The sequence below is a fragment of the Vagococcus fluvialis genome, from assembly GCF_003337315.1.
Lineage (GTDB): Bacteria > Bacillota > Bacilli > Lactobacillales > Vagococcaceae > Vagococcus > Vagococcus fluvialis.
The window spans coordinates 17,249-42,958 of record NZ_QPJV01000002.1 but is presented as its reverse complement, the minus strand read 5'-3'; the positions used below and the strand labels follow the sequence as shown (position 1 = coordinate 42,958).

Genomic DNA, 25,710 nt, shown 5'->3' with positions numbered 1-25,710 from the left:
ACCTCTCCTATAAAGCGATCTCAATGGTAAAAAAACTTTTATCTCTAAATCCTAGAGAACGGTATATATTTTCATAACAAATAATTTCTTTTACAGAACTCATTTCAAACAAAGGATCTTCTAGCATAAGAGAAGCCTCATTTACTAAATCTTCCTCTGACTCTAGTTCAATATCTTTTGTTGCGTAAACTCGTTTTTCTAGCACTTTATCAAAATTTTCTTTACTTCCTATGGTATAAACACTTTCCTCACCTATGTTGTCTGTTATATAATAGAATATATCAAGGTGTTCAAAACCTAACTTATGGGCTGATAGTAAATCAATACTATTATCCTTTAATAATTCACTTGGTACTTTTTTCAAATAACGTTTCTCTTTTTCAACAAAGTTAAGTTCATTAAATCCTACTTCCTGATTTGCTTCTAAAATATGACTGACTGTTTTTTGCACAGCCCTTAATTCATTTATCTGATCCTCCAAATCATCTACTGCTGTCTCTAATGAAGGTAAAATCGTATCTTTTTTAATCATTTCTTTAATCATCTCAATTGAAAAACCAATTTTTCTTAAGACAATTACTTGATACAGCTTATAAATATCTCGTTCAGTAAATTGTTGATAGCCATTATCCTCGTTAATAATTGGTGTTAATAGTTCTTCGTCAATATAATGCCTTATCGTGTGTTTCGGTAAATTAAATAGTGATGCTAATTGTCCCGTTGTTAGTAATTTAGTCATCTTAATCATCCCTCCATAAAGAAATTATAAAGTATGAGGCAACCACACAGTCAACTCTTTAAAGCATATCTAGTCTATTCATATAATCTAAATATAAAGCTGTAAATCTTGTGTCACTCTTTTCTTGCCAAGGTTTTGGTTTTCCGCAAAAATGTAAAATAGAAGTCTCTCTCATAATCCAATGTGTATCATATTCTCCCAAACTTTTAGCTAAGTAACTTTTGTATTTTCTAGCATCATAATTCCAAATTTCTTCTGGAACTTCTTTAACATAGGCTCCGTACAAATGATTTAAAATATCTTGATCAGGTAATAGTAATTGATTACCGTATTTTTCAATCGTTGCTTTGATATCCTTCATAAAAATAAATTCACGAGCTTTATCTAAATTAATTAACATCACACCAGAATTATAATAATTGTGATTTGTATTAAGCCTTATATGATTAATACTTGTTGTGATGTTTGTAACCCCAATATGTGTGGCAGCTGCTAGTAAATGATTCTCTATATCTGTTTGCCATAACTTTCTCAGTGAATTAATCACTAAAATATCAGGATCTAAATATAAAACACGATTAATGGTTTTTGGCATAATATCACCACATAGTAACCTGAAATACATCTCTTCTGGATACCTTTCAACAGTTGGAGCATCCTTAAAAAAGTTAGGTTCTACTTTTATCTCTTTTAATTGCCAATTAAAATCTGTTATAAAGTTTTCTAACTCAACTAATTTAGCAGTGGGAATTCTTTTATGAATCAACCAAATAGTAAGTTGTTGGTTTTTATGATGTTCATACATCGAAAATAACATGACTTTTAAAGGTTTTAAATAGTTCTCATCTATAGTGACTAAAATATCCATTGGTTCATTCATAAAAAAACTCCTTTAATTATTTTACATATATCATTATTATAAAACACTTACTTAATCACTACCAATCTATTTCAAGTCGGAGAGGAAAATCATTCTTCAGTCGGATGCTCTTGTTTAAAAAACATGTGAAACTATAGATAACAGTTATGTACAGTCACTTTAAGGTTTTGATAAAGGAGGTCAAACAAAATGAAAACAGTTATTCAATCAAAAAAAATGCGTTATGTTGTTTTAATTCTTGTGTTAGTCACTAATTTACTTATTTTTTCGGCAAGTATTACGTCTCTTCCTTGGAATTTCGCTCATGAATTCAGTACTAATGGTTTAATGATTACAACATCCATTCTTGCTTTATTATCCCTTACTTTTTTTAGAAAAGATTTAAAAGATACTGATAATCAAGTCAAATTAGCAGTTCCTTTAGTAGGAATTTTGATAAATGTTTTCTATTTAGTTCTTGGAACCTCTGACTTGAAAACTGACCTTAGTTTATTAATCACCATGCTTTTAATCATTACAGCCTTTTCTATTAGTTTTCCACGAAGTATCGGCTATAGATAAAAACAGAGACCTAAGTGAATTTGGTTCACTTAGGTCTTTGTTTGTCGTTAATACTTTCTTCTTTCCCAAAATGTTGGTCCGTATGATTCATTGGGTAAATTTAATTCAAAGAATTTTTGCGAGAAGTCTTCTCCAACCTTTAATTCATGAACAGAGTTAAAAGCAGGTGAACCAAAAGAAAAATAGATGCTTCTTTGACTAATATCAAATAAAGCTGTGTATACAGTTCCGAAAAACTCTTGATAATTATGCATAGCAAGTCCCTTGGGATAAGGTGTCGCCATTAATTCAAATAAATCATCTTTCGATATTTTTTCATTTTGACCCATTGTTGATTCCATCAAATGATATCTTTTCTCTGATTGTACTAAATATTCTTTTTGAACAGTTTTCACTTCATCTACTAAAGCATGATTAGTTGCTATTGTGTACGATTCAGTAGATTCTTTAACATAAATATCACCATTCATTGTTTCAACAATAACCGTATCTTCCAAAGCATCAGTAATTAATAAATTCATATTAGAAGCAATAGGTAATTTTTTTATCATCTCTACTGCTTCTTCTGTTCTTTGACAAGTTTCTAAAAGCAATCTGACAATTACCATAAAGTTTAAGCCATTTATTTTAGGCTGAATCATTCCTGGCGCATTGCCTACTGGTAAACCACAAGCTGCAAAAGTGACACACAAACCATGTTCATTTATCCCTTCACTTCTTCCAAAAAACATCACCGAAAATCCTGAATGTTTATACGCCTTACTTTTATTTGTTGAACACATTCTAAAATCTGAAATTTCAGCTCCTAAATCATACATTCTAATAACATATGGATTATCGTCTTGAGAGTTTTGACTAGATAAAACACCTAAGCTACACCCACCTGCTATTAAGTAAGCCGTATCTAAAAAAGTATGTTCTCTTATGTCCCGATTGAAATAATCTGCCACACCTTTTAACTCTTCCAACAAGCTTGGATAATACATTTCTAGCTGCCCTATAGCAATCATTGTCCGCTGATTAGTCAACCCACTCTCATTAAATAATATCCTTTCAATTTCAGGAATATGACTTAATTCAGCACCTTGTTTTTGACCTAGTGCGTATGCTTCCCCTGATAAATAAGTAAATCTTCCTACTCTTTCCACTCTACTTCACTCCTATAACTATTGATACTTTTAGTTTATAGTCTCCAGTAAGTGGAAAGTACAGGAGAGTTTATAGTTTTAAAAGTAACTTAGTCACAAACGTCTCAGGATGTTTCTCGATATTTGGCCTAACTAATAAAGGTTTATCTAAATCTTTTGGTACCAATCCTTCTACATATTCTTCTATAAAAACATAATTATCATCTATTGCATATTCACTTAATTTTTCATAGGCATAATGTAAATCTGAGTAAAGGCCTTTAAAATAAAGGTAGGCATACTGACCTCCTTCTATTAATTTGATATCAACTGGCTCTTCTTTAAGCAAACTCTCATTACTGATTTCCATCATAACCTCCACATCGCTTAGGGGAGAACCGATTGTTAGACTTACCATTAAATTTCCTACTAATTCAATATTATAAGCATAAGCTTTCTCAAATAATTTTTTGACTAATAGATTTATATTATTCAAATCTATTTCTTCTCTGACACTTAAAACTGTCGTGATGTCTCGTTCTTCAAATTTAACATGGGAAATAGTAAAACTTGTGTGAATCTTTTTTTTATCAGTTTTTAACATCTCTTCGATGAGGGATAATTGATTTTCAATTTTTCGTTTTTCATCATTTAATGTTTTCTGTTGTTCGACAAGTAGAGTATTCATAGTGCTAAAATCAGTTGTGATTAATACTTTAATCTCATCTAAAGATAAGCCAAAAGATTTAAATAACTTTATTTTTTCAATTTCAAAAAATTTATTAAAACTGTAATAGCGGTAATTCGTTTTCGGTTCAATATAGCTAGGTGAAAATAAATCTATTTCATGATAATAACGTAGCGTCTTAACTGAAACATCCACTAATTTTGAAAAAGTACCAATTGGATACATCCCTTTCCACTCCTCATATGATTAATAAAAAAGTGGTATAAGTACATTTACTTACACCACTATCTTTTTTAGTTCTCTACTCTATACTGACTAGTTTGTTCAAATAATTTTTTAGCCAATCCTGAATTAGAGCCATCTTTATAATAAATATTCCCTAAGAAGATAACTGCTGAACTGGCATCTTTATTAAAAGCTATACTTGGTTCATATCCTCTAAAAATACCATGTCCATAGTAATGGCCATTTTCATCATAAAGACCTGCTTTATAATTATACGGATAGGTATATTCTTTTTTAGCATAAGTCATTTCCACTACATCTCTAGAAACAATTTTTCCATCAAACATAGCTTGAGCCATTACTAATAAATCACCTGTTGTAATGTACATATTTCCTGTTCCTAATTCGTTAATCACAGCAGACTCTGAAAATGTATTAGGCTTTTGATTTACTTCACCTGATTCATTTAAACCATAAGAAGGAATCAAATTAGGATTAATATTATTAGCTTGATAGAAGCCAGTATTTTTTAATCCTAGAGGAACTTTAATCACTTGATCAAAGTAATCTTCATAAGTTGTTTGTGAGATTTTTTCGATAATCGCTCCAAGTAAAAAGAAATTCACATCTGAGTAGCGCCATTTGTCTGTTGGTTGATACGTCACATTGTTAACAACGTAATTAATGCTCTCTTCCTTGGACTGACTATTTTTTAATTTATTCTCTAAAAATAACCCCGACGTCATAGATAACATCTGATCAATCGTTATATTTTCACTGTTTGGAATATTACTGTAAAAATTAGAAAGTGGTGTTTCTAAACTTAGTTTATCTTCATCAATTAAATTCATGACTAAAATACTCGTAATAAATTTTTGAACTGAAGCAATCATATAGGTACTGTTAATTGGGTCATTACTACTTTCTAAAGCTTTTCCGTAATTATTATTTAGAACTACTTGATTATCTTTAACTACTAAAATTGTTCCTGATGGGTTGTAGCCAGATATAGTTTGTTCTAATTCTTGATTAAGAGAAGCATATTTGGGATTCACCTTCGAGACATCTGTTCTAGGTTTAAAGGGTTCTTCTTCACTAACTTGAGTACTTGTTTCGGTTGTTTCCTCTGTTGTTGAAGACGTTATTGTTGTTTCTGCTTCAACTATATTTTTTCTAAACTGAGAAATCTCAGGAAAATTAAATTCTTTTTGTAGCAGTGGATACCAATAATAAATATTAAAAGCAATTCCGCCACCGATTAAAAGACCTATAAAAAACATTAGAACTTTTCTTCTTTTTTGTTGTCGTAATTTTTTTCTAAAATAATTTACTGTTGCTTTTGAAGGTTCCATTTGACATCCTACCTTTTCATACTAAAATCTAAGATAGTTTACCATATAAATATGAAAAAAATTAGTGTTTTTTACTCTTTTCACCTTAAATCATATAAATTGTATATTAAATGAGATGCTTAATTCGTTTTTGAAATAACATGTCCACTGCCAAACCCAACTTCTAACTCTTCAAGAGGTAACCATTCCAAGAAATCAGCTAATATTTTATCCCAATATTCCCAATTATGGCTACCTGGTTCTTCTTTATAAGTCACAGGTATTTCATTTTCTATTAAAAATTGATAATACTTACGAGTCGGTTCTAGTAAAAAGTCTTCTGTTCCTATCGCCATAAAAATATTTGGTATTTTTTCTTCGTGTTTAATCAATTGACTCATTAAATAGTAATAATCCTTATCACTATTTAAAAGTGTATCTAAACTTCCTAAAGCATGTTCATAGAACCCTGGTTTCCAAAGCTCAATAATATTATTTTCTGGTTCTCCTAATAAAATAATTTCATTTAGAAGAGCTGGCGAGAAAGCACCTATCCAACTAAATCTTTCATGATACTTTAAACCATTAACTAAAGCTCCGTATCCTCCCATTGAAAGTCCTGCTATAAAAGTATCTTCTCTTTTTCTTGAGAGCGGGAACATTCTTCTTGTAACATCCACTAATTCTTCTGCTACAAAAGCTCCATAATACTCACCTTGCTCTGGTTTATCCACATAAAATCGATTTTCTCCTGCTGGCATAATGACAGCTAAATTATTATCTTCTGCCCAACGAGCAATTCTAGTTCCAGTAATATAATCTAGATGGTTACCAAAACCACCATGTAGTAAATAAAGAGTTTTAAATGTTTGTTCTTTTATATTTCCTTCTTCTGTCCACTTATCAGCAGGAATAATTGCTGTAAAGGTTACTGGACGTAGTAGTTTCTGAGACATCATATTTACTTCTATCAAAGCCATTTGAATCCACTCTTTTCTTTTTCTTAATACTGTCTATTATATATTAGAAACGCTTTCAATTCTTCTGTAAATAAAAAAACTACCTATCAAATTGATAAGTAGTTCTAAATTAATTATTTCGATTTAATAAAGTAGCTGTTACATCATACAGAATGTCGCGCTCTTCGCAATTTGGTAATTTTTTAATACCTGCTAAGGCACGGTCAGTGAATCTTTCTGCGATTGCTTCTGCCTGTTCAATCCCTTGATATTTATGAATCAGCTCATTAACTGCTTCAATATCTTGATTGGTTAACTCTGTTTTCTTTTCTAAATAGGGAGTAAACACTGCTTGGTTTTCCTCCATAGCTAAAATCAGTGGTAATGTGTAATAACCATTTTTCATATCTTCAAATACTGGTTTTTGCATATCAGTTGCTGAGGCTTTGTAATCTAGAACGTCATCCATTATTTGGAAGGCCATCCCAATATTATAACCAATTCGTTTAGCATTTAGTTGAACCATTTTAGAGCAACCTGCAAAATAAGCTCCTTCAAAACATGAGAACTCAAATAATTGAGCTGTTTTTCCTTTAATATGTTGGAAATACTGCTTCACTGTAATATTCATGTTGTATCGTAAATTCATTTGATCAAGCTCACCAACTAAAATACGTTTCATACTATGAGCATTCATCTCAATGGTTCTAAAACTTTTTGTTGATGTGGCTAATAAATGAAAGTAGACAGTAAATAAAAAGTCACCTGTATAAACAGCGATATCTTGTCCATACATTTGCTGAATAGATGGTAGTCCCCTTCTAATAGGAGAATCATCAATAATATCATCATGAATCAATGTAGCAACATGTAAAATTTCTAAAGAGGCTGCCATTCGATACGCTTTTTTATCAGAATCTGCTTCACCAAATTTTGAAAATAGTAAAAAATAAGCAGGTCGAAGAAGCTTACCTCCTGCTTCAAAAAACATTTGCAAAGCTTGTGTGATATTTTTATTTCTAATTTTCACGGACTTGTCCATGACTTTTTTTGTTTCTATTAAATCATTTTGGATAGTAGGGTATTTTTCCCAAAGTGGATGTACTGCCATTAGTGGCCTCCTAGATAATAATCATAGCTTCAATTTAGCCCATTATGTTGAGTGTGTCAATTTTAAATCATTGAAAAATCTTACTATAACAGTATAATAAACACTGAAAGAAAAGTGAAGGGATGAATAGTAAGTGACTTTAAAAATTTTCGCTGAATTAGTCGAATTAAAAGCTAAAACAGCTAGTATATTTCCATTTCTAATGGGATTTCTTTATTCATGGTATCATTACAATCAAATTTATTGGGGCAATATGCTCATCTTTTTTATTTCCATGGTTCTTTTTAACATGGCTGTTGATATTATGGATAATTACATGGACTATCACAATGCAACAGATGTCCATGACTACAAACACGAAACCAATATTATTGGGCGTGAAAATCTATCTTTATCTTTAGTCCGCAACATGATGTGGGGCTTTATTATTGTTTCAGCATTAATGGGAATTTATTTAGCCTCTCAAACAAGTTGGGTAATTTTATGGCTTGGAATGTTTAGTTACGCTATGGGCATTTTTTATTCAGCAGGACCAAAACCATTATCAAGTTTACCTGTTGGTGAAGTGACTTCCGGTTTAACTATGGGAGTTGTCATTCCTTTAATCTGTGTCTATCTTAATATTTACGACATCGTGCCTTTTGATTGGCATTTAATTGGTAGTGTGACAATGATGTCACTACCAGCAGCCTTTTCTATTGCTAACTTGATGCTTGCCAATAATACCTGTGACGTAGAAGAGGACATTTTAAATAACCGTCATACCTTAGTTTCCTATATTGGAAAGAAAAAAGCTGTGACGCTCTTTCAACTCTTAGTCATTGCAACTTTTGTGGCTGCAACAATAAGTGTGGTATTTAAAATTGTTCCACTTACACTTTTATTATTATGGGCTATTTTCCCTAAAGTTTGGCAAAATACTAAAGCTTACAGTAAAGAGCAAATCAAAACGAAAACTTTCCCTCTAGCGATTAAAAATTTGGCTATGGTTGTTGCTGTTCAAGTTGTTTTATTCTTCATTGGTGCGTTGTTTCATTTATAAAAAATTGTAAGAGTAATAAATCAGGAGTTGTGGCTTATTTATGTCACAGCTCCTATTTTTTAATCGAAATCTAATTTAATATGATACAATATTAACAATTAACACTAGATTAGAAGAAAAGAGTTGATTAAATGTCTAGCCAATATTGGGCGGTCTCAGAGAAACTGTTAAATTATATGTTACCAAGTATTGTTTTAATTTCTGCTCTTATCTGTTTTATTTTATTTAGTATTTGGTTATCACACTATCAGAAAAAATCTGGCTTGATGATTTTGATACTCCTTCTATTAAATACTTTTATCTTCATTGGCGTTTTAACTTACACCTCTGAGTACCGTCAGTTAAAACCTTATAGTACTTATAAAAATAGAGCTTATGAGGTAAGTGTTTATAAAACCAGTTCTTTCAGCAACCGTTTCATTAAAGGCTATTCTAAAAAAGATATTGAAGATACGCTGTTACTTCCTTTTTATTCAAAAAAAGGAGTAGAAGATACAACCTCTTTTAATTATCTTGGGAAAGATGAACATCTCTATTTTTTTGAAAAAGATGATATAATTTACAGCCTAGATCAAAATAAAAAACTTGTTATTTTTGATGAAAGCACAAAACAAAATGTGATTGTAAAAGAAGTTTATGCTGAGCTAAATGATACCTCTTATACAGAATTAGGATTTAAAGAACTTGTTTGACCATACATTAAAGAAATTATGATTCCTAGTAAAGATAAAGACAAGTTATATCATCCAATTAGTAAGACAAGTAAGTTGGCTGATTATTAACTAGACCATAAAGCAAAATTTATTTATAATATCAATAAAACAAGGAGTGATACCTAGTGAACGAAAAAATTATTTATTGTGGATCATGTGGAAAACCAATGAAGTTAAAAGAAGATTTTGGAACTGAAACAGACGGCACAGCTTCAACTGAATTTTGCCATTTATGTTATCAAAACGGCGCTTGGACTGACCCTGATATTAACTTTGAAGACTTTTATGAAAAATCATATAAAGGATTTATAGAGTCAGATATGAATAAAATGCAAAAATTCTTTTTAAAGAAAATGTACACAAAAAAATTCGTTGCAAATTTAAAAAGATGGAAAGAAACAAATTAAAAAATATCCACTTATATAGTTCTCTCTAAAAACAAGCTTTTACGAGGAATTACATTAGTGGATATTTTTTTATATCAATTTAATTCTTCTTTCTATTTCTTCCCTTGTTTCTCTAAACATAGCCATAATTTCTCCCTCTGTACCGGTTGCTTTAGCTGGGTCCTCTAATCCCCAATGTTGATGTTCTACATTCTTAGGAATTACAGGGCAATTATCTAGGGCATCTCCACACAAAGTAATGACTAAATCAGAAGAGTTAAGATAGTCTATATCAATAATTTCAGATTTATTTTGGCTAATATCAATATTTATCTCATTCATTATCTTTACTGCCCGTGGATTAATACCATGTGCTTCAATACCGGCACTTCTAACTTCCCACTCATTAGAATTTAAGATTGACTTTGCTAAACCATCTGCAATTTGACTACGACACGAATTTCCAGTACACAGAAAATAAATTTTTTTCATTATGGTAATAACTCCTTTTGAGTAAAATATTTATTTTTCCATTTTAATGCTAAATTTACTAATGCAATTAATACTGGAACCTCAACTAATGGACCAATAACGGCTGCAAATGCTTCGCCTGAATTGATTCCAAATACTCCTACTGCAACTGCAATGGCTAATTCAAAGTTGTTACTAGCTGCAGTAAATGAAAGTGAGGTTGCAACAGGATAACTGGTACCCATTTTCTTAGATAAGAAAAATGACACAAAGAACATTAAGACAAAATAGATTAATAATGGTACTGCTATTCTAACAGCATCCATTGGTAATTCAATAATTTTATCTCCTTTAACAGAAAACATTGTTACGATAGTAAATAATAAAGCTATTAATGTAATAGGACTAATTTTAGGAATAAATACTTTTTCATACCATTCCTCACCCATAACTTTAGTCAGAATAACATGTGATAAAAATCCTGCTATAAAAGGAATGCCTAGATAAAAGAAAACACTTTTAGCAATTTCCCCCATTGTAATATTTAGGGTGTGTGCTTCTAAACCAATTGCTTTAGGTAATACAGTTAAGAAGATATAAGCAAAGATTGGATAGAAAAAGATTTGGAAAATCGAGTTAAAAGCAACGAGTCCTGCTGTGTACTCGTTGTCTCCCTGAGCTAATTCACTCCATACAATAACCATAGCAATACAACGAGCTAAACCAATCATAATGAGACCAGCCATATATTCAGGGTAATCTTTTAGGAATACAACTGCTAGAACAAACATTAAAACAGGTCCGATAACCCAATTTTGAAATAGAGATAATAATAGCACTTTCCAATCTTTAAATACTCGACCGATTTCTTTGTATTTTACTTTAGCTAAAGGTGGATACATCATTAAGATTAGTCCGATTGCTAAAGGAATATTAGTTGTTCCATAAGACATGTTGTCCATTGCTTTTGGAACACCTGGGAACAAGTAACCTATTCCAACTCCTACAGCCATTGCTAAGAAAATCCATAGGGTTAAATACCTATCTAATATTGACATTTTTTTTGATACACTACTCATTTTGTAATTCCTCCAAATTATATTGTCCTACACATAGATACGCGTCTATGTGTAGGACAAAAAAATTATTTTTCAGCTTCCCATTGTTTTACAATGAATTTACCATTTGATAATTCTGATACTTTATCAATCCACTCAACTTCATTCATCGCTCTTCTTTTTAAGAGTTCATTAGTTGTATGTGTCGCAAACATACTTTGATTAACAATCCACCAGTTATGAGCAATTTTTGCACGGTCTAAATCTTTATCCAATCTCATAGATTCATAGACAGGAGTCGTTTCAGGTAGTGTCACCATAATAACCTCTGTTTCATCATGATTTTGTAGCCTAGGAAGTAACTTTGTAATGGATTTGGGTACTTCTCCTGATGTTTTTTTAACTTCTTTTGCATAGTTTTGTGATGACTCTAACAATAAAAGTGTGTGTCCTGTTGGTGCTGTATCAATTACAACAACATATCTTGTTCAGCATAATCAACTATTTCAGCGAAACGTCTAAAGACTGCGATTTCTTGTGTACAAGGTGATTTCAAATCTTCTTCCACATAAGCTACTTCATCTTCACTTAGATTTTGACGTGCCTTTTCAAGTACTTCATTGGTATAAACTTCTAATTCTTTATCTTCATCTATATGACTGATTGAAATATTATCATTATGAGCAAATAAATGTAGATGGTCAGCGGGATCAGTTGTTGCTAGACGAACTTTTTTTCCTCGTTGAGATAATTCATTAGCAATTTCAATAGCAATACTTGTTTTACCAACGCCACCTTTTCCCATAGTAAAAACAATTTTTATGTTTTTATTATCAAGTTCATCAATTAAATTAGTTATTTCAGGATAATCTTCTTTAATAACCACATTTGATACCTCTTTAGGTTGTTCCTTATCAAGTAAACTACTTAATCTATCTAAACCTGTTACATTATAAGTTCTTAACGGAATTTGATAGGTTTTAAATTGTTTTAGATGTTCAGGTCTTTCCCTAATATCTTTATGTTGTTGATTATAAATAATAGTTGATACCTCATCATCATAACTTGTTAAAACACCGTTAATAACTAATATTTGATTGTTAATGTCTAATTCCTGTAATTCAAGGGACGCTCTACTTGCTTCAATAAATGACGCACTTTGAGGACGAGATACTAATATTAAAGTTGTTTTTGTACCATCACTTAATGTTTCCACAGCTTGTTTATAAGTTTCTTGTTGGTCACCTAAACCTGATAACTGCCCTAAACAAGATGTTCCAGTTGTATTTTCGTCTAAATAATTATCCCAAGCAGCTGGTAATTGCAACATACGCAATGTATGTCCCGTTGGCGCTGTGTCAAATAGCACATAGTCAAATTCGGTATTAACTTTTTTATCCGTCAAAAGGTTTGCAAATTCATTAAATGCTGCAATTTCAACCGTACAAGAACCTGACAATTGCTCCTCCATATTAGCGACAGCCGAATCAGATAACACACCCCGATAAGGACCAACGACAAATTCCATATACTCATCTGCAGCTGTTACCGGGTCAAAATTAGCAACAGAAAGATTCGAAATTCCTTCTATCGGTTTATACTTATTAGATAATTCTGTTTCAAAAACATCTTGCAAGTTTGATGCTGGGTCTGTACTAACTAAAAGAACTTTTTTATCTTCATTAGCCAATTTTACAGCAGTAGCACAAGCTGTTGTTGTTTTACCAACTCCACCTTTACCAGTAAAGAACATGTATTTAGTTAAATCAATCTCCAAAGGATTAAATAATTCAACATCTTTTAGCATGTTCCATTACCTCCACAACATGAATTATTTTGTGAATTTTGAGTTACAAATACAATGCCAGTAAACTCTTGAATTTCTTCATTTGTTGGGTAACTACCAGTCTTAACGATTGTGTCATTTACTAATGTAATAGGAAGAACGTCATTCCCTTTTTCTTGCAGTTCTTTTAACACTGCTTCATTTTTAGTAAAATCAGCTGGATTTGATGATAAATTATAACGATTAGCTTCAACTTGATTGATTTTTTTTAAGGATTCAAAAATACCTGTGATTCGTAATAAATTTTCATCTACTGAGGGTCCACATACACCTGTTGAGCAACATAAAGCTTCTTCGAATAGTTCTAATTTCATGATATCTAACGCTCCTCTATATTCTTATTATTTGCTTCCTCCTGACAAATACAATTATCTGAATTAAAAAATAATTGATTAAAATCTCTCATAAAATTTGCAAGAGTCTCTTGATTCAAACTATAATAGTTCCATTTTCCTCTTTTACTAACATTAACAAATCCCGCATTTTCTAAAGTTTTCATGTGATGTGATAAAGTTGGTTGTGTAAAATCAAAGTGTTCTAAAATATCACAAGCACACATTTCACCACAAGACAGTAGATCAATAATTTTCATTCTTTTTGGGTCAGTTATTATTTTTAATTTTGTTGAATAAGCTTCATAATTCATTTCTTCACTTCTTTCTTTTTTCTATTAAATATAGGATAAATATAACGATAAGAATATTTATTATCAAGCCTATAGGTAAGTCAATTTTAAAAAGATGAGCAACAACAACTGACATAAGAACTTCAAGTACTCGAGCTGTTAATCTTTGTAAGGGCGGCACTAGGTCACCTCCTTGATACAAAGCTACATATAGATGGGCATCTATTTATATTAGTAAATATAGATAAACATCTATGTGTTGTCAACCGATATTATCTTTTAAACAAAAAAATCCGTAGAAATATTCTACGGATTTTTATTCAAGATATAATTAATTAACTTCTCTACGGAAACTGACTAGTATTTCTTTAATAGAATAACCAAATGCCACAATTAAAGCCACTGCAACAGATAGTAAAACAATAACAAAAGCGCCTATTGAAACAATGAAAGAAACTGATGTTGATAACACAATTGATTCTAGTACAATACCTGTAACAAACACTAAAACAACAGCGGTAATCACAATAGATAGTAACAATTTAAGTATATTTTTCAACAATGGCATCTCTTCCTTCCTAAAAAAGAACCTTTTATATAATTATAGCGCGTTTTAAAAAAACTGTCTTAACAATTCTTTATCAAAAAATTCTTAATTTAAAACAATTTAAACATAATTTAGGCATAATTAGTGGTTATTATATATGTATACCAACAAACAACCCTAACAAACTTTTTCATTTTATTTACTCCTCCAAAGTAGATAAAACAACTCCTTTTTAAGAGGCTAGTCTTTTGACTAACCTCTTTTTTTATTCTATTTAATAAAAAGATTACCCCAGGTTGCACTTATTGCTTCAAGCTTTTTATCCATATACTGCTCTTTCGTGAGAAACATATAAAATTCGGACATCTCATTTGAAAGCTCTTGTTTAATAGCTAAAGGTGTTAAAGCACTACGCAAATTAGAAACTAGCTTTGGAAAGTATTCTTTTTTCTCTATTCCTAATTTAGTTGTAAGTAATAATTCTCTTTCATTAGGTGTTACTTCTTGAAGTAATAGCTTGTTAATTTCTTCAAGTAAAGCTTCTTCTGAACTCTTTTTATGTTTCATAACTAATCATCTTCCATCATTATATTTTTATATGCTATTTTACTCCTTCTCCTTTAAAAACAACAGATTTATTTTACTCTTTTAGATGATTATTTTTCTATGTCTTAACAATTCCTTATAAAAAAGTTCTTAATTCTATCTAATTTCATCACAGTTTCATCATATTTATCCTCTACTATATACATATACCAACAAAACAACCCTAACAAACTTTTTCATTTTATTTACTCCTCCAAAGTAGATAAAACAACTCCTTTTTAAGGCTAGTCAGAGGACTAGTCTTTTTTGTTGTAAAAAAAGAGCTGTGACAAAATAAGTCACAGCTCCATATTTTTCAAATATACAGTGTAACAGAAGTAACTTCTGTCATAAATTTTTTTCTAATTATTAGCTACATACTCGTCAATCATTGTTAAGTAGTTATTTTTTTCTTCTTCAGAAATCCATGAAATTTCAAATGAATTTTTAGCTAATTGTACAATTTGTTCTTTCGTCATGTCATATTTAGTTGCTAAAGCAAATAAATCATCAGAAATGTAGCTTTGGAAATATGCTGGATCATCAGAGTTAACAGTTACTTTTACTCCTTGCTCCAATAACTCGATGATTTCTTTCCCTTTCATATCATCTACAACAAAACCATTTGACACCGGACAACTTGTTAAACCAATATTATGTTCATTCACGTAATCAACTAATTTTTGATCTTCTACAATATTTGTTCCGTGGTCGATACGGTCAACTTTAATATCTTCAATCACTTGTCTTATGTGTTCAATTGAATTTTCTTGGTCAATATCACAGTGCATTGTTAATTTCAGTCCTGCTTCACGAGCTTCAGCAAAGACTTTTGCAAATTTACTTGGTGGGTTCCCTTTTTCATCTGAATCTAGACCAACTGCAATAAATTTATCTTTGTAAGGTAAAGCTTGTTGTAGTGTCTCCTCAGCAGATTCAGCACTCATATCACGTAAGAAACACATAATTAAATCAGCACTAATTCCTAATGTATCACTTTCTTCAATAGCACGGTAATAACCATTAATCACTGTTTCAAAAGAAACTCCTCTTGTTGTATGAGCTTGTGGGTCAAAGAATAATTCGGCTCTTTTAATGCCTTGCTCTTTTGCATTTTTCAAATAAGCCATAGCAAGTTCGTAAAAATCTTCTTCATCCTGTAAAACATTCATAGCTGGGTAGTAAATATTTAAAAATGATGGTAGCGAATCAAATTGGTAAGAAGCTTGTACTTCCTCGATTGTTGTTTGACCAATATCTACCTTGTTTTTTTGCGCTAATTTTAATTTTAAATCTGGTTCTAAAGTTCCTTCTAAATGTAAATGTAACTCAGCTTTTGGTAATCCCTTAATAAAATCCAAAGTAAGGTTTGTAGTCATTTTGTCTTCCCCTTTATATGTTTATTCAAGAACAATATACCATAAATTCTAATTTTAACAAGTTAAAAACTTGATAAAAACGAATGTTTATTTATTTTTAAAGTTTAACATTCGTTAATCAAAACGAACATTCGGATTTTAATTAATTCGACCCAACTTTAGATTGACACGGGAACATTCCCACAGTGTACACTTAATCTACTTTAAAGAAACGGAGTGATTTTAATGAAAATAATAATTGAAAAAGATTTTGATGCTATGAGTGAAACAACTAAAAATATTTTACTAGGACATATGAGTCAAGCTAAGCGCGTTAACTTATCCATTACAGCTGGTAGAACGCCAGTTAAAGTTTATGAAAAATTAGTTGCTACTCTTAAAAATTCGCCTAACTATAGTAATGTCCATTATTATAATTTCGATGAAATTCCTGTTCCTAATCAAGAAGAAGGTATCACCATTACCGACTTAAGAAAATTATATTTAACACCTGCTGCAGTTCCTGAAGAGCAAATCCATCCTCTAACTGTAGCCAACTATCAAGAGCAAGATAAAAAAATTGAAGCTGTTGGTGGTTTAGATGCTATGTTAATCGGACTTGGAGAAGATGGTCATTTTTGCGGTAATATGCCCACAACAACTCTGTTTAACAAAGAAACATACAAAGTAACCGTCACTGGAAATGAGCCTTGGTTTGTTCCTGATATGATGGAAGTTGGTATGTCCTTTGTTACGATGGGACCTGCTAGTATTATGAAAGTTAAGCACCTTATTTTAATTGTTAATGGCAAAAACAAAGCTAAAATTTTAAAAGAAGTGTTAACTGAGCCAATAACTGAGAATAAGCCAGCTTCTATCTTACAATTACATCCTAACCTAACTGTTATTTTAGATGAAGAAGCAGCTAGTCAGTTGAACTAAAAAAATAAGAGTTAAAGAGCTGATTAACTAGCCCTTTAACTCTTATTTTAATTTATTTAGTATGTCTTTTGGAACATCACTTTCTGCAACTGAGTAAGGTCCCTTAACCACGCGTTTATTTGAAATTTCAGCTCTCACGTAAGAACCTGGTTCGTAAGGAACTGGATCACTACCTGTTAAACCAAACCCTTGAACTTGAGATTCACCATTCTCTTTGACAAAGTTGAAATTATAATCGTAAGTATAATTCATCGAACCATCACTATTAGTAATTTTCTTACCTGCATCATCTACTGCTTCCTTTTTCTCAGGTATTTCATCTGGGACAATAGCATATGCCATAGTTGCTTTATATGTATCATTATAATATTCATAGCCTTTAAAACCAATAAAGGCCACTCCGACTAACAGTAGAACACTTATTATTTTTTTCATAGTTTATGCACCTCTTTAATTTATTATCCTTAGTTTAGCAAGAAGAACTTACAGCCAAAATCTATCTAACTTACATTTTCGTCATATTTACTTCTCTTAATAAATCTTTTAAAAAAATTTCTTAAAAAAGAATAATTTAAACATAATTCCGTCACATTTAGAATCTATTATATATGTATACCAACAAAACAACCCTAACAAACTTTTTCATTTTATTTACTCCTCCAAAGTAGATAAAAACAACTCCTTTTTAGAGGTGAGCCTTTTGACTCATCTCTTTTTTTGCGTCTTTCTAGTAAACCTAACTGTCTTTCGTTATACTTTACAATAGAGGTGATATTATGGGGAAATTAGCCATTATAAGTGACTTACACGTAGATATTAATAAGTTAGCTGAACCTGAAATAAATCAACTAATTAACGTTTTAAAAAATAATAAAGTAACTCACTTACATATTGCAGGAGATACTGCCAATACGACAAAAAAAGTTATTGAAACTGTTAATCAAATTGAAACAGCTAATATTCCTATGACCTTTAACTTTGGTAATCATGAGCTGGCTGACATTAAAGAACCTAGACTGATGGAAGAATTTCTAGATGAGCGATTTTTAAACTTAAAAACTTATCCATTAACAGAAAAATTAGTATTAATTGGTGTGAATGGGTGGTATGACTATAGTTTTGCTATTGAGGAGGATCATAAAAAAATAGTTGCTGCTAAAAATCTATTTTGGTATGACCGTCTAATTGAGCGTGGGGCAACTGATCCAGAGATTATGGGGATTATTCTAATTGAACTAAAGAGACTATTAGATGAGCTGAAAAAAGAAAATAAAGAAGTCATTATTGCCACGCACTTTGTTCCTAAAAGAGAATTTGTTCATTACCATACAGGTGAATATGAACGATGGAATCAAATAAATGCCTTTTTAGGTTCAGATGCATTTGGTGACTTAATTGATGGGTATGACCATGTTAAGCAAATTGTTTTTGGTCACACCCACCGTCAATTTCCTGATACATTAATCAATGGTACTATCTATACTGCAAAGCCTTTTGGTTATTTTTACGAATGGCAATTGACTCGAGAGTTTATGCTTAGCAATCATTTAATGACTAGCTTCAATCCTTTAAGAGTTAGAAAATTACTCAAAGGATATGAAGCTGAATTTGAATCCTTCAAGCAAATGATGTTATCCACAGAGTTTACTAACAAATTAACATTTATTAATTATTAACAAGGTTATGGAAAAAGTGTTTAGTTTCAAAATATCATCAACAAAAAGGTTGTGGCGAACATATTTTTCTCCATAACCTTTTTCTTATCTCTCAAAGCTGAACGCTTTATTTATAACTTTTTCTTTTCCACATGTGTAAAAGTTGCGCTTATACCACTTAAAATGCCAATTCCGATTAACCATTTTGAAGTTGTTAACATCCCTATGGATAAGCAAGTAACTGATGTGGCAATATTTACTTTTTCATTTATCTCTAAAGTTCTTCGACTTGGTAGAGGTATCTCCATGTTTAAGCCTATTTTTTTGTTAATCTTGTTTATTTTTTGATTCACTTCTTTTATCATTTATTCTCCTCCTTAAATAATTGGGTCAATGTGTTATCTAATAAAAAGTTAAAGGTTTTTTCTGTTCCATGTAAGGCATCTCGGTCTACCAGTGATAAAAATAAAATCGAGTGGATGATATTCATAACTTCATCTTCTGGTAATAACAAAGTTAATTTTGAGCGTTTGATAACTGTTATAAAAATCTCTGAACTATTTGTTCGTAGTTCTTCCACTTGCTCTTCAGGTAGTTTTGCTAAAAATAAATCATATTCAGAGCTATTTAAATCATAGAGAGCCGGATAGGTTTTATATTCTTTAAACAACCACTGTAAACCTTTTTTAAACCCTTCAATTTTTTCATCTGATTCGTCTAAAAAATGTGACCACGTATCTAACAACTTGTTCTGAACATTTTCTAAAACATCAATAAACAAATCTTCTTTTTGCTTGTATACAAGATAAAAAGCGCCTGATGAAATACCTACTGTTTTAGTAAGCAAAGGAATATTAGTTTGCTTGTAACCTCTCACTCGCCAACTTTCCTCACATGCTACTTGTAAATCTTTTTTGATTTTAATCATATCTTCTTCAGAAAAACCTCTAGCCATAACTTTTTCTCCTTCACACCTTTTCATGAATATAATATATAGTATATTCATGAATAAAACAATAAAGATATTCATAAAAATAAAAATAAAAAACCTACTTAGCTGTTTAAGTAGGTTTTCATATCAATTAAACTGTTTCTAATTGTGTTTTTTCAAATACTTTAAAGAATGGATAATATATAACTACACTTACTACGACTAAAAATAATGTAAAGATAACATTTTTCCAGTCCATACTAGATAAATAAGATTGAATAAAGAATGGTGTAAATGATGGATCTACAATATAACCATTTGTAATAATACTAAATTTTTCTGCAAAATAAGTTAATACTAATGAAACTATTGGTGTAATAACAAATGGGATACCTAAAATTGGATTAAAAACAATTGGTAAACCAAAAATAACAGGTTCATTAATTGAGCAGATTCCTGGAATAAAAGATAATCGGCCAATCATTTTGAACTGAGGAACTTTACTATACATCATAAGTAAAACTAGACCTAATGTATTTCCAGCTCCACCTAAAACTGAAATTCTAAACATTTGTAAGTTCATTAAATGTGTCATTTGTTCTCCATTAGCAAATTGCTCTGCGTTCATTCCTGTTTGAGAAATTCCTAAAGTAAATAAGATAGGGAAAATAATTGATGTTCCGTTAATCCCAAATAACCATAAAACCTGTCCAATTGTGACAATAAGGATCATTCCACCTAAACTACCTGCAATATTTAACCCTGGTGTTAAAATATCCATAATGACTCCTGGAAAATTATTATTAAATGCAGAGATAAAGATTAAATTAATTCCATAAAAAATAATTATATTAGCCAATAATGGTAACAGTGAATTAATAAAAGTTGAAACCATTGGAGGTACAGAATCAGGCATTTTTAGTTTAATATTTTTAGTTTCAAATAATCGAGATACCTCAACTACTAATAATCCTAAAATAATAGCTACAAATAAACCGTTTGATCCTAAATAATCTAACTTAATTTTCCCCTCTTCCACTTTTGTACAAACTAGTAAAAATGTTACCACTGTCATTAAACCGTTTGTAGCAGCATCTAAATCATATTCTTTAGATAAAGAATATGAGATACCAAAAGCTGAAATTAAACCTATAATTCCAAAAGTCAAAGTGTATGGTGTTGTAATAGCATCATAATTAGCAACTGCCCAATCCTTCCAGCTTGCTAAAAATTTCATAATAAAATTTGCTGTATTTGGATTATAGGTATCAATATTAATTGGTGGGTTAGCTAAAATTAAGAAAAAAGCCCCTACTACCATGAATGGCAAACCTAAGAACATCCCTGTTGAAATTGATTTTAAATGACGTTGATTTCCAATTTTAGTTGCTATTGGGCTTAGCCAGTTGTTTAAACGTTCTATTAAATTAGATTTTGATTCATTCCCCATTTGAAGCGCCCCCTATACTTGCCATGAATTAAAATCAAAAGCTGAGTCAACTACATTGTTTGGATCATATGTCTTCAAAATTTCTGCATACTGCTCTTTAAAATCGTTTTTTATGTTTGCTTGTGGTATCACTTTACTTGCTTCATTTAAAAAATGTTCTGATCCTCTGCCCATCTCTTGTCCACGAGTTGTATGTTTGTCTAAAGCAATATCAGGAATTTCTGGAACATATCCCATAGCAAAGCTTTTTATAATAATATTTTTCAATAAATCTGATGAACGGTCTTTTTCTAATGAACATAGATAGCGAATAGCATGAATGAAAAACATCGCTCTATCTGATTCATTGTATTGGAAACTCTGGCGCATTTGATTTAGTGAATTAATCAATATTGGGGCTTCAACACATCCCATACCGATATCCTCAACAGCTATTGCTAACAAACGACGCCATAATTTCTCTTCAAATTGAGGAGAAGTAATATACATCTCATAAGCAAACTCGCAAGCATCTTTTTCATGTCCTCGACGAATACTTTTTTGAAGGGCCGAAATCACTTCATCTCCTACTAAATTGTTTCTTGTTTTCATTTTTGCCCATGGATCAACAATAAATTCCTTTTTCATGATAAAATCTCCTTATAAATAAAATATGAATGGATGATAATCTTTGGATATTCAAGCTTTAGGTGAAAAATTTCAATTAAATCAAAATGAAATAGCAATTCTAACCTACATTAAAGAACATCGAAATGATAAAAATTTAAATATTAGAAAAGTTGCTAAAGATAATTTTCTTCACCCTCATCAATTGTCAGTATGTGTCAAAAAATGGGGTTCTCTGGATATAGTGAATTACTTTACTATATGGTTGGTGCAACTAACTTAACTTTTTCCCTTCATCAAAGAAGTGATGTTATTAAAGATTATGGTGATGAATTTTCTAGATTAATGAAGAAAAATAAAGATAATCATATTATGATTCTAAGTTCAGGCATGTCTAGCCATATCGCAGACTACATGTCAGATTATCTTAATTTACATCATTTTCGAGCTACAACTTCCAGTCACCTTCAATTAATTAGATCTAACCAAAAAGAGAATACTCTAATTATTGCTATTTCTAACTCAGGTGAAACAAAACGACTATTGGAGCTTGTCAAACAAGCACACGCAAATAAGCTAGATGTTATTAGTTTTGTTGGAAATAGTAGCTCTAGCTTAGCAAAAGAATCAACTTTAACTATTTCTAGCGATACTAATTCTGCCTATTCATACCAAGATTATTATCCACAGTTATTCTTTGGTACTTCTTTAAATAATTTTGAGCTACTCATGAGTTATACGCTTTCAATTTGGAACTAAACGTTTATTTCCTAAATTCAATGTATCATCTTTTAAAACATAAAAAAATAGAGATAGACATTTCTAGAATTTGTTCAAAAAAATTAAAACATGTTCAAAGAAAAAAGAACTGATGATTTAAGCTTCTGTAGCGCACCCCAAAAGTTGGACCAAAAAAGTCTAACTTTTAGGGTTCACTACATTCCACTTATATCATCAGTTCTTTTTTTATTTAAAAATAATCATACATTCTTGGTGTCACTGAATCAATTAATTCTGATAAGTTGCTACCCTCAGTTTTTTCGTCAATTAGCTCTAACCAAACAGCTTTTTCTAGTGTCAATCTGCCCATAAAGACTTGAGTAAAATGTTGAATACTTCCACTGTAATCTATTTTTTTAGCTTCTGTTACTTTCTCACAAGTTGCGTTACCATTTTTTATAACTAAATGGAAAATCCCATTATTCCACTCGCAACTGTCGTCCTGAATCTCTACATAAAAATCAGCTTCTTTTTCAACTTCCTTGAAAGGATATTTTTCAATAAATTGTTTAAAGTTGACGATTTTTACCATCATGTAGCTGTATGTTTTTCTTGTAATACCTGAAATTTCAGTGAATAACTCTAACACTGCTTTATCTGGTAAGTTTGTCGAAACAAATTCATTAAAACTCCCACTATGTGATGACACAAAAGACATTAGTTTTCTTAATGCAAAACTGTTGCAATAAGCCATTTCAAAAATCTGGAATTCTCTTGCTCCTACCAGACCATAAATTAAATAACCTTGTGGCATGTTGTTATCATCATAACAAATGGCAACACGTTTTTGTTTTTTAATCATTGTATAGTGCCACCAATAGTCTTCACGAATAACTGAACCATGAACTTTTTCTAAAGTATCTCGGTAGATTTCTTTTAAAATTACTTTTGTGTCTTCATCTTCCCATTTAACACGTTTTATTTTTCCTTTTTTTTCAGGTTTGATTTGCGTAATTACGGCTTTAGGAATTCTAATTTCTTCTGAATCAAAAACTGTTTCATAACCAAATTTACGATAAAAAGGTTGTGAGAATGGCGCTAAATATGATAGCTCTGTACCATTTTCATGTAAGTCTTTAAAGATAGTACTAAAAATATTTCTAATGCCTCCTGAGCCACGAGTTTCAGGATAAGAAGCAACATCTCCAATCCCTGACATTTTCATGACTTGACCTTTAATGGTCACTTCAAATGGATAACTAACAATCTGGCTTAAAACTTCTCCATCAACCTCATCTACATAGTTATCAATAAACTTATTTTTTTCAATATAAGCTTGTTTTTGTTCTTCTGTATGCTCCATATTAAAAGCATAACTACCTAATTCATGAACTTTTTCAATATCTTTTTTATCAGTTACTTTTTTTATCATCTTTTTTCCTCCTTTTAATAAGAAATAATCATGTCATCATCATCGTCATCTGCTGGATTTGCGGATACTAATTCTACTACTAACTTATGAGGTAAACAGATACTTGTCTGTCCTGCTCTTGATATCCAGCCTGTTCTAACAGCAATTTGGTCTGGGCTATTGTCTTCTTTCACACGAATACGCCCTGCTTCCATTTCGATAATATTATATTTATCTTTTCCTGGATAATACGTTTTTTCAAAATGTTTCGTTTTTTCATTTATCTCAAAACGATCGACTTCTTTTCCGTCTATTTTAATAATGGCAATCAACCCATTTTCTGGTGATTGATTTTTTTGATCGATTCCAAAAACAATTAAAGGAGTAAAGGATAATAGTATTAAACAGATAATCACTACCCCGTCCATAAATCGCCATTGCTTTCTTAATTCGTCCCAAATCTTCATTCAGTTGGCTCCTTTGTTCACTCATTGACAGACTCTCTAAGTAAGATAACTTTATTTTAACATAAGGTCAACTCTTCTTTGTAACTAAACGATTGTTATCCTTGTGAATTAAGCACTAAAGTTGCTATTTCATCATACTCTAAACTATAATAGTTTGGTACAAACTAGTAGGAGGAAAAAGACTGTGTCAAAATATCAAGTTTTATTATATTATTTTTATGTTCCTTTAGAAGATCCAGAAGGCTTTGCTCGTGAGCATTTAGCTTTTTGTAAATCAATTAACTTAAAGGGTCGTATCTTAGTTGCAAATGAAGGAATCAACGGAACACTTTCTGGTTTAACAGAAGACACTGAAAAATACATTGCTCACATGCGTGCTGACGAAAGATTTAAAGATATCTTTTTCAAAATTGATCCAGCAGAAAAACAAGCATTCAAAAAAATGTTCGTTCGTCCACGTCCTGAGTTAGTTTCTTTATCTTTAGAAGACGATATTAACCCACTTGAGTTAACAGGTGAATATTTATCTCCAAAAGAATTTAAAGAAGCTATTTTAGACGAAGACACTGTTGTCATTGACGCTCGTAATGACTATGAATATGATTTAGGTCATTTTAGAGGTGCTGTTCGTCCTGATATCCGTTCATTTAGAGAATTACCTCAATGGATTCGTGATAATAAAGAACAATTTATGGATAAACGCGTTGTCACTTACTGTACTGGTGGTATTCGCTGTGAGAAATTCTCTGGTTGGTTAGTTCGTGAAGGCTTTAAAGATGTGGGACAATTACACGGTGGTATTGCTACTTATGGCCGTGATCCAGAAGTTCAAGGTGAATTATGGGATGGCGCTATGTATGTTTTTGACGAGCGTATTAGTGTACCAATTAACCATGTTAATCCTGTTGTTGTTGGAAAAGATTGGTTTGATGGCACACCATCTGAACGTTATGTTAACTGTGCTAATCCAGAATGTAACCGTCAAATTTTATGTTCAGAAGAAAATGAAGCTAAATTTGTGCGTGGCTGCTCTCATGAATGTCGTGTCCACGAACGCAACCGCTACATTACTGAAAATAACTTAACAGTTAACGAGTGGCAAGAACGTATTGAAGCGTTAGGCGAAGTGTTTAACACACCTGTTTCACAATAAAAAAGTTGAAAAAGCTATTTAAATATGGCACAATAAATATATATTAAATCGTACAAGGTTGGGCGTAGGCTTCAAGGTGATCTCTTTCAGGGTGGGAAGAGGCCCTTTTAGCGTGCGTCTTTT

General features: G+C 31.2%; 29 protein-coding genes and 1 pseudogene. 8 read left to right on the top strand and 22 right to left on the bottom strand.

From position 1 onward, the window contains the following. Positions 1-7: 7 nt before the first annotated feature. Entirely contained in the window at positions 8-739 is a 732-nt protein-coding gene (locus tag DFR54_RS01985; protein WP_170126900.1) for a MerR family transcriptional regulator, read from the bottom strand. A gap of 58 nt (positions 740-797) precedes the next feature. Then, the gene (locus DFR54_RS01980; protein ID WP_114288686.1) at positions 798-1,619 is read right to left on the bottom strand and encodes a glycosyltransferase family 8 protein; all 822 of its coding nucleotides are present in this window, start codon (positions 1,617-1,619) and stop codon (positions 798-800) included. Between the two features lie 189 nt (positions 1,620-1,808). Between DFR54_RS01980 and DFR54_RS01975 the strand changes: the two genes are divergently transcribed. Further along, positions 1,809-2,180 (top strand): hypothetical protein, encoded by a 372-nt coding sequence (locus DFR54_RS01975; protein WP_114288685.1) that lies wholly within the window; start codon positions 1,809-1,811, stop codon positions 2,178-2,180. 47 nt (positions 2,181-2,227) lie between these two features. Here the strand turns inward: DFR54_RS01975 and DFR54_RS01970 are convergent, their stop codons facing one another. The 5 genes from DFR54_RS01970 to DFR54_RS01950 all read right to left on the bottom strand — a co-directional run bounded on the left by DFR54_RS01970 (position 2,228) and on the right by DFR54_RS01950 (position 7,621). After that, the gene (locus DFR54_RS01970; protein ID WP_114288684.1) at positions 2,228-3,328 is read right to left on the bottom strand and encodes a C45 family autoproteolytic acyltransferase/hydrolase; all 1,101 of its coding nucleotides are present in this window, start codon (positions 3,326-3,328) and stop codon (positions 2,228-2,230) included. Positions 3,329-3,398: 70 nt separating this feature from the next. Continuing rightward, a complete protein-coding gene (locus tag DFR54_RS01965) occupies positions 3,399-4,220 on the bottom strand; it encodes a MerR family transcriptional regulator (RefSeq protein WP_114288683.1) in 822 nt (273 codons plus the stop codon). Between the two features lie 68 nt (positions 4,221-4,288). Beyond that, positions 4,289-5,572, bottom strand: a complete 1,284-nt coding sequence (locus DFR54_RS01960) for a serine hydrolase domain-containing protein (RefSeq protein ID WP_114288682.1) — start codon at positions 5,570-5,572, stop codon at positions 4,289-4,291. Between the two features lie 119 nt (positions 5,573-5,691). Next, positions 5,692-6,531 carry an alpha/beta hydrolase gene (locus DFR54_RS01955; protein ID WP_114288681.1) on the bottom strand — a complete coding sequence of 280 codons (840 nt, stop codon included), beginning with the start codon at positions 6,529-6,531 and terminating at the stop codon, positions 5,692-5,694. Between the two features lie 109 nt (positions 6,532-6,640). Beyond that, the gene (locus DFR54_RS01950) at positions 6,641-7,621 is read right to left on the bottom strand and encodes a polyprenyl synthetase family protein (RefSeq protein ID WP_114288680.1); all 981 of its coding nucleotides are present in this window, start codon (positions 7,619-7,621) and stop codon (positions 6,641-6,643) included. Between the two features lie 133 nt (positions 7,622-7,754). Between DFR54_RS01950 and DFR54_RS01945 the strand changes: the two genes are divergently transcribed. From DFR54_RS01945 to DFR54_RS01935, 3 genes are all read left to right on the top strand, one after another. Then, positions 7,755-8,663 carry a prenyltransferase gene (locus DFR54_RS01945; RefSeq protein WP_114288679.1) on the top strand — a complete coding sequence of 303 codons (909 nt, stop codon included), beginning with the start codon at positions 7,755-7,757 and terminating at the stop codon, positions 8,661-8,663. 131 nt (positions 8,664-8,794) lie between these two features. After that, positions 8,795-9,355, top strand: a complete 561-nt coding sequence (locus DFR54_RS01940; RefSeq protein ID WP_114288678.1) for a hypothetical protein — start codon at positions 8,795-8,797, stop codon at positions 9,353-9,355. A gap of 146 nt (positions 9,356-9,501) precedes the next feature. Beyond that, positions 9,502-9,783 carry a zinc ribbon domain-containing protein gene (locus DFR54_RS01935; protein ID WP_249033356.1) on the top strand — a complete coding sequence of 94 codons (282 nt, stop codon included), beginning with the start codon at positions 9,502-9,504 and terminating at the stop codon, positions 9,781-9,783. Positions 9,784-9,852: 69 nt separating this feature from the next. On the opposite strand, the gene arsC is transcribed toward DFR54_RS01935, so the two are convergent. The 8 genes and pseudogenes from arsC to add all read right to left on the bottom strand — a co-directional run bounded on the left by arsC (position 9,853) and on the right by add (position 16,273). Next, complete coding sequence (arsC, locus tag DFR54_RS01930; protein ID WP_086341792.1) at positions 9,853-10,254, bottom strand: arsenate reductase (thioredoxin); 402 nt, start codon at positions 10,252-10,254, stop codon at positions 9,853-9,855. Beyond that, the gene (arsB, locus tag DFR54_RS01925) at positions 10,254-11,312 is read right to left on the bottom strand and encodes an ACR3 family arsenite efflux transporter (RefSeq protein ID WP_114288677.1); all 1,059 of its coding nucleotides are present in this window, start codon (positions 11,310-11,312) and stop codon (positions 10,254-10,256) included. Before arsB ends, arsC begins: the two co-directional genes overlap by 1 nt. 65 nt (positions 11,313-11,377) lie before the next feature. Then, positions 11,378-13,098, bottom strand: a pseudogene (gene arsA / locus DFR54_RS01920) (arsenical pump-driving ATPase). Beyond that, positions 13,092-13,451 (bottom strand): arsenite efflux transporter metallochaperone ArsD, encoded by a 360-nt coding sequence (arsD, locus tag DFR54_RS01915; RefSeq protein ID WP_086341789.1) that lies wholly within the window; start codon positions 13,449-13,451, stop codon positions 13,092-13,094. The pseudogene arsA and the gene arsD overlap by 7 nt, the downstream one beginning before the upstream one ends. 5 nt (positions 13,452-13,456) lie before the next feature. After that, positions 13,457-13,783, bottom strand: coding sequence for an ArsR/SmtB family transcription factor (locus DFR54_RS01910; protein ID WP_086341788.1), 327 nt, complete (start codon positions 13,781-13,783; stop codon positions 13,457-13,459). Positions 13,784-14,093: 310 nt separating this feature from the next. Next, positions 14,094-14,330, bottom strand: coding sequence for a hypothetical protein (locus tag DFR54_RS01905; RefSeq protein WP_114288676.1), 237 nt, complete (start codon positions 14,328-14,330; stop codon positions 14,094-14,096). Between the two features lie 249 nt (positions 14,331-14,579). Continuing rightward, complete coding sequence (locus DFR54_RS01900; protein ID WP_114288675.1) at positions 14,580-14,876, bottom strand: bacteriocin immunity family protein; 297 nt, start codon at positions 14,874-14,876, stop codon at positions 14,580-14,582. Between the two features lie 380 nt (positions 14,877-15,256). Next, entirely contained in the window at positions 15,257-16,273 is a 1,017-nt protein-coding gene (gene add, locus DFR54_RS01895; RefSeq protein ID WP_114288674.1) for an adenosine deaminase, read from the bottom strand. 225 nt (positions 16,274-16,498) lie between these two features. On the opposite strand from add, the gene DFR54_RS01890 reads away from it, so the two are divergent. Beyond that, a complete protein-coding gene (locus DFR54_RS01890; protein WP_114288673.1) occupies positions 16,499-17,194 on the top strand; it encodes a glucosamine-6-phosphate deaminase in 696 nt (231 codons plus the stop codon). Between the two features lie 42 nt (positions 17,195-17,236). Here DFR54_RS01890 and DFR54_RS01885 read toward each other — a convergent pair whose 3' ends face one another. Beyond that, a complete protein-coding gene (locus DFR54_RS01885) occupies positions 17,237-17,629 on the bottom strand; it encodes a DUF1093 domain-containing protein (protein WP_114288672.1) in 393 nt (130 codons plus the stop codon). A gap of 341 nt (positions 17,630-17,970) precedes the next feature. Between DFR54_RS01885 and DFR54_RS01880 the strand changes: the two genes are divergently transcribed. Further along, entirely contained in the window at positions 17,971-18,870 is a 900-nt protein-coding gene (locus DFR54_RS01880; RefSeq protein WP_114288671.1) for a metallophosphoesterase, read from the top strand. 110 nt (positions 18,871-18,980) lie between these two features. Here the strand turns inward: DFR54_RS01880 and DFR54_RS01875 are convergent, their stop codons facing one another. From DFR54_RS01875 to DFR54_RS01860, 4 genes are all read right to left on the bottom strand, one after another. Next, positions 18,981-19,214 (bottom strand): hypothetical protein, encoded by a 234-nt coding sequence (locus DFR54_RS01875; protein ID WP_114288670.1) that lies wholly within the window; start codon positions 19,212-19,214, stop codon positions 18,981-18,983. Beyond that, a complete protein-coding gene (locus tag DFR54_RS01870; RefSeq protein WP_170126899.1) occupies positions 19,211-19,804 on the bottom strand; it encodes a TetR/AcrR family transcriptional regulator in 594 nt (197 codons plus the stop codon). The genes DFR54_RS01875 and DFR54_RS01870 overlap by 4 nt, the downstream gene beginning before the upstream one ends. A 127-nt stretch (positions 19,805-19,931) precedes the next feature. Then, positions 19,932-21,230, bottom strand: coding sequence for a PTS sugar transporter subunit IIC (locus tag DFR54_RS01865; protein ID WP_114288668.1), 1,299 nt, complete (start codon positions 21,228-21,230; stop codon positions 19,932-19,934). A 12-nt stretch (positions 21,231-21,242) separates the two neighbouring features. Continuing rightward, positions 21,243-21,860 (bottom strand): AAA family ATPase, encoded by a 618-nt coding sequence (locus tag DFR54_RS01860; protein ID WP_114288667.1) that lies wholly within the window; start codon positions 21,858-21,860, stop codon positions 21,243-21,245. Positions 21,861-22,061: 201 nt separating this feature from the next. On the opposite strand from DFR54_RS01860, the gene DFR54_RS01855 reads away from it, so the two are divergent. Then, a complete protein-coding gene (locus tag DFR54_RS01855) occupies positions 22,062-22,595 on the top strand; it encodes an SIS domain-containing protein (protein ID WP_249033355.1) in 534 nt (177 codons plus the stop codon). A gap of 211 nt (positions 22,596-22,806) precedes the next feature. Here DFR54_RS01855 and DFR54_RS01850 read toward each other — a convergent pair whose 3' ends face one another. Continuing rightward, entirely contained in the window at positions 22,807-23,988 is a 1,182-nt protein-coding gene (locus tag DFR54_RS01850) for a GNAT family N-acetyltransferase (RefSeq protein ID WP_114288666.1), read from the bottom strand. A gap of 14 nt (positions 23,989-24,002) precedes the next feature. Further along, positions 24,003-24,434, bottom strand: a complete 432-nt coding sequence (locus DFR54_RS01845; protein WP_207028463.1) for a NusG domain II-containing protein — start codon at positions 24,432-24,434, stop codon at positions 24,003-24,005. Between the two features lie 184 nt (positions 24,435-24,618). Here DFR54_RS01845 and trhO point away from each other — a divergent pair, with 184 nt between their 5' ends. Next, positions 24,619-25,587 carry an oxygen-dependent tRNA uridine(34) hydroxylase TrhO gene (gene trhO / locus DFR54_RS01840; RefSeq protein WP_114288665.1) on the top strand — a complete coding sequence of 323 codons (969 nt, stop codon included), beginning with the start codon at positions 24,619-24,621 and terminating at the stop codon, positions 25,585-25,587. Positions 25,588-25,710 lie beyond the last annotated feature (123 nt).

What these genes read in the sequence shown, in the direction of transcription:
- DFR54_RS01985 (WP_170126900.1), bottom strand. Translation starts at nt 739, where the DNA reads ATGACTAAATTACTAACAACGGGACAATTAGCATCACTATTTAATTTA.
- DFR54_RS01980 (WP_114288686.1), bottom strand. Translation starts at nt 1,619, where the DNA reads ATGAATGAACCAATGGATATTTTAGTCACTATAGATGAGAACTATTTA.
- DFR54_RS01975 (WP_114288685.1), top strand. Translation starts at nt 1,809, where the DNA reads ATGAAAACAGTTATTCAATCAAAAAAAATGCGTTATGTTGTTTTAATT.
- DFR54_RS01965 (WP_114288683.1), bottom strand. Translation starts at nt 4,220, where the DNA reads ATGTATCCAATTGGTACTTTTTCAAAATTAGTGGATGTTTCAGTTAAG.
- DFR54_RS01960 (WP_114288682.1), bottom strand. Translation starts at nt 5,572, where the DNA reads ATGGAACCTTCAAAAGCAACAGTAAATTATTTTAGAAAAAAATTACGA.
- DFR54_RS01955 (WP_114288681.1), bottom strand. Translation starts at nt 6,531, where the DNA reads ATGGCTTTGATAGAAGTAAATATGATGTCTCAGAAACTACTACGTCCA.
- DFR54_RS01950 (WP_114288680.1), bottom strand. Translation starts at nt 7,621, where the DNA reads ATGGCAGTACATCCACTTTGGGAAAAATACCCTACTATCCAAAATGAT.
- DFR54_RS01940 (WP_114288678.1), top strand. Translation starts at nt 8,795, where the DNA reads ATGTCTAGCCAATATTGGGCGGTCTCAGAGAAACTGTTAAATTATATG.
- arsC (WP_086341792.1), bottom strand. Translation starts at nt 10,254, where the DNA reads ATGAAAAAAATTTATTTTCTGTGTACTGGAAATTCGTGTCGTAGTCAA.
- arsB (WP_114288677.1), bottom strand. Translation starts at nt 11,312, where the DNA reads ATGAGTAGTGTATCAAAAAAAATGTCAATATTAGATAGGTATTTAACC.
- arsD (WP_086341789.1), bottom strand. Translation starts at nt 13,451, where the DNA reads ATGAAATTAGAACTATTCGAAGAAGCTTTATGTTGCTCAACAGGTGTA.
- DFR54_RS01910 (WP_086341788.1), bottom strand. Translation starts at nt 13,783, where the DNA reads ATGAATTATGAAGCTTATTCAACAAAATTAAAAATAATAACTGACCCA.
- DFR54_RS01905 (WP_114288676.1), bottom strand. Translation starts at nt 14,330, where the DNA reads ATGCCATTGTTGAAAAATATACTTAAATTGTTACTATCTATTGTGATT.
- DFR54_RS01900 (WP_114288675.1), bottom strand. Translation starts at nt 14,876, where the DNA reads ATGAAACATAAAAAGAGTTCAGAAGAAGCTTTACTTGAAGAAATTAAC.
- add (WP_114288674.1), bottom strand. Translation starts at nt 16,273, where the DNA reads ATGACTACAAACCTTACTTTGGATTTTATTAAGGGATTACCAAAAGCT.
- DFR54_RS01890 (WP_114288673.1), top strand. Translation starts at nt 16,499, where the DNA reads ATGAAAATAATAATTGAAAAAGATTTTGATGCTATGAGTGAAACAACT.
- DFR54_RS01885 (WP_114288672.1), bottom strand. Translation starts at nt 17,629, where the DNA reads ATGAAAAAAATAATAAGTGTTCTACTGTTAGTCGGAGTGGCCTTTATT.
- DFR54_RS01880 (WP_114288671.1), top strand. Translation starts at nt 17,971, where the DNA reads ATGGGGAAATTAGCCATTATAAGTGACTTACACGTAGATATTAATAAG.
- DFR54_RS01875 (WP_114288670.1), bottom strand. Translation starts at nt 19,214, where the DNA reads ATGATAAAAGAAGTGAATCAAAAAATAAACAAGATTAACAAAAAAATA.
- DFR54_RS01870 (WP_170126899.1), bottom strand. Translation starts at nt 19,804, where the DNA reads ATGGCTAGAGGTTTTTCTGAAGAAGATATGATTAAAATCAAAAAAGAT.
- DFR54_RS01865 (WP_114288668.1), bottom strand. Translation starts at nt 21,230, where the DNA reads ATGGGGAATGAATCAAAATCTAATTTAATAGAACGTTTAAACAACTGG.
- DFR54_RS01855 (WP_249033355.1), top strand. Translation starts at nt 22,062, where the DNA reads ATGGGGTTCTCTGGATATAGTGAATTACTTTACTATATGGTTGGTGCA.
- DFR54_RS01850 (WP_114288666.1), bottom strand. Translation starts at nt 23,988, where the DNA reads ATGATAAAAAAAGTAACTGATAAAAAAGATATTGAAAAAGTTCATGAA.
- DFR54_RS01845 (WP_207028463.1), bottom strand. Translation starts at nt 24,434, where the DNA reads ATGAAGATTTGGGACGAATTAAGAAAGCAATGGCGATTTATGGACGGG.